The sequence below is a fragment of the Caballeronia sp. genome (assembly GCF_049581465.1).
In the GTDB taxonomy this organism is placed as follows: domain Bacteria; phylum Pseudomonadota; class Gammaproteobacteria; order Burkholderiales; family Burkholderiaceae; genus Caballeronia.
In genome coordinates, this window is the sequence record NZ_JBAUSA010000199.1 from 1 (window position 1) to 2,917 (window position 2,917).

Genomic DNA, 2,917 nt, shown 5'->3' on the forward strand with positions numbered 1-2,917 from the left:
ACGTAGCAGTGGGACGACGTCGGGCACTGCTGGAAACGATCCGTGAATTCGGGCATGTCAAGGAGACCAGCGCGGCAAAGGCGGATAGGCCTTGGGCAAAACTTCTTCGGCGATTGGCCGCCTTCCCGAAGAATTTGATCACTAACCGACTGTGGATCCGTACCGCGCTTTGGGGTTTACACGGCATGGCGCCAAAAATGAAGAAAATGGCATGAGAACTAAACTTCATTTTCCAGGTTGCCATATAGTTTCCATCAACGGCTCGACGCGCTTCCCCCTGCAATTCCGATGGTCCGGGATGGCGTGACCACGCGTCGCGACATTCGCGGCGCGCTCGGACATCTAGCTGTCCAGCAACAGAAACGGACAGCGGAGGAGCGCCTCGGCGCCCGAGCGACGTTCGATTCCACCTAGCACCGAAGGGGAGCACGAGACATGCAATTCCTAGACGATTCCCTGCTGCCCGAAAACCAGGAAAAATTGGTCATTCAGGTTGCGCCGTACGGGCCGCAATGGCGTTCCAGCGATTCGGACGATATTCCGCTGACGATGGACGAGCAGGTCCAGAAAGCCGTGGACTGCTATAACGCCGGCGCGACCGTCCTGCACGTCCATGTGCGAGAGGCCGATGGGAAGGGCAGCAAGCGCCTGTCGATGTTCAACGAGATGCTGGCGCGTCTGCGCGAAGCCGTGCCGAAAATGGTACTGCAGGTCGGTGGCTCGATCTCGTTCGCCCCTGAAGACGATGGGCAGGCGGCCAAGTGGCTCAGCGACGACACGCGCCACATGCTCTCCGAGTTGAATCCAAAGCCGGATCAGGTGACGGTCGCGATCAACACTACGCAGATGAACCTGATGGAGTTGATGCGAGAAGAAGACTGCGCTGGCACCTCGCTGGCCGATCCGGTCATGCAGGCGGCGTATCGCGACATGGTCGTCCCCTCGAATCCGTCGTGGCACGAGGAGCACATCAGGCGTCTGGTCGCCAACGGCATTCAGCCTCATTTCATGCTGGGCTCCATGGCGAGCCTGGAAACGGTCGAGCGCATGATTCGTTCGGGGGTCTACAAGGGGCCGTTGATTCTGAACTATGTGGCGATCGGGGGCGGTTCGGCCGGTCTGCATCCGGCCGATATGCTCGAGTTCGTGCGGCGTACGCCGGACGGCGCTGTGCTGACACTCGAGTCGCTGAATCGCAACGTGGTGCCGATGACCACGATGGCCATCGCTCTAGGGTTGCATGTGCGTGTCGGTATCGAAGACACGTTGAATGGTCCCGATGGCAAGCGCGCGACGTCGGTCCAGCAGATTGAGAAGATGGTGCGCATCGCTCGTGAACTGAACCGCTAGATCGCCACCGGCGAAGATGCTCATCGCATCTACCAGACCGGCACGTTCTGGAATAGCACCGACGAGACCTTGCGCAAGCTCGGGATGGCACCGAATCGCGCGCCCGGCGTGAGAAGCGTACCGTTGCGCGCAGCGTAAAAGAGGGAGGTCGGGGCAGAGCCCGGGTCAGGGGCTCGCGGCAGATTGACGTGCGAAGCTCGATATCGACTCCGACGGGAATCGAAAAACAAGGAGACGCGGGGGAGCCCATATAGGGCGACCCCGACAGTCGTATCGACTGCGTCGACGTATTAGCAACTATCAAAGAGGCAGCGACCTACGCAAATGCCCTCATGCCGGAGACATCCATGAACTTGTATTCCCCCGAACACCAGACGGGTGATCGCGATGACTACCTCGTCAGTCGCTCACGCGCGTGGTTTGCGTTCGCAATGACGTTTGCGTTGATGCTGTTCGATTACATCGATCGCCAGGTCATCGTTTCTCTGTTTCCGCACTTGAAGCTCGCCTGGAGTCTGTCCGACAAGCAGCTCGGTGCGCTCGTGTCGATCATTTCCATCGTCGTTGCGCTGGGTGGCCTGCCGGTGGCGCTGCTGGCGGACCGGTTCAGTCGTGTCAAAAGCATTTTCGTCATGGCCTCACTCTGGAGTCTGGCGTCCATCTCGTGCATGTTCGCGAGCAACTACGGAGCGATGTTCGCCGCGCGTGCGATGGTCGGCGTGGGTGAAACGGGTTACGGTTCAGTGGGCGGAGCGTTGCTCGCCACCTTGTTTCCTCGACGCATGCGCGCGACGCTCCAGGGTGGTTTGCTGGCGGCGGCGTCGGTTGGATCGGTACTCGGGGTGCTAGTGGGCGCCGAAGTCGCGAAGTACTGGGGGTGGCGTGCGGCGTTCGGCGTGGTCGGGGTGCCGGGCCTCGTGCTGGCCGTGCTGTATCTGCTGGTGCCGGATTACAAAACTGTTGCGCTGACGCCCCGCGCGGAGCGGGCGCGCTCGTCGGCGTTGGGCACTGTCCGTCAGGTCGTCGGGACAATACTCGGCTCGGCGACGATCTGGTGGACGTGTCTGGGTGCTGCATTTCAGCTGATCGTGATATCGACGATCTGGTCCTGGCTGCCGAGCTACTTCATGCGATTCCATGGCCTTGCTTCGGATCGGGCAGCGCGGGAAGCGGCCCTGGTCGTCCTTTGCGGTGCGCTTGGCGGAATCATCTGGGGGCAGCTGGCGGATCGCCTGGGAGCACGGGCGCATGCCAGGAAGCTCGTCATGGTCGCATCGGTTGTGGTGGTGACGTTCGTGGTCTTCCTGACGGCTTTCACAGTGGCTGCTGCGTCGCCATATCAATTCCTCCTGATCGCGTTCGGCGGGTTCCTGATGACTTGCACGCTGGCGCCGTCTGCTGGCGTGATCTTCGACGTCGTTCATCCTGGCGCCCGCGCGACCGGCGCTTCGATTCTGTCGCTGTTCCAGAACCTCTTCGGTCTCGCAGTCGGTCCGGTTTTGGGTGGGTGGTTTTCCGATATGTGGGGCCTGCAAACGGCGCTCGCGATCATGCCGGCGTTCGGCAT

General features: G+C 61.1%; 2 protein-coding genes and 1 pseudogene. All 3 read left to right on the forward strand.

Annotation, left to right across the window (positions count from 1 at the left end; genetic code table 11):
- Nucleotides 1-215: hypothetical protein (locus tag WCA53_RS04930; protein ID WP_423906252.1), on the forward strand; the 215-nt coding region annotated here is incomplete at its 5' end.
- 220 nt (nucleotides 216-435) lie between these two features.
- A pseudogene (locus WCA53_RS04935) lies at nucleotides 436-1,488 on the forward strand (3-keto-5-aminohexanoate cleavage protein).
- A gap of 209 nt (nucleotides 1,489-1,697) precedes the next feature.
- Nucleotides 1,698-2,917, forward strand: a 1,220-nt coding sequence (locus WCA53_RS04940) for an MFS transporter (RefSeq protein ID WP_423906256.1), incomplete at its 3' end; no start/stop codon positions are given.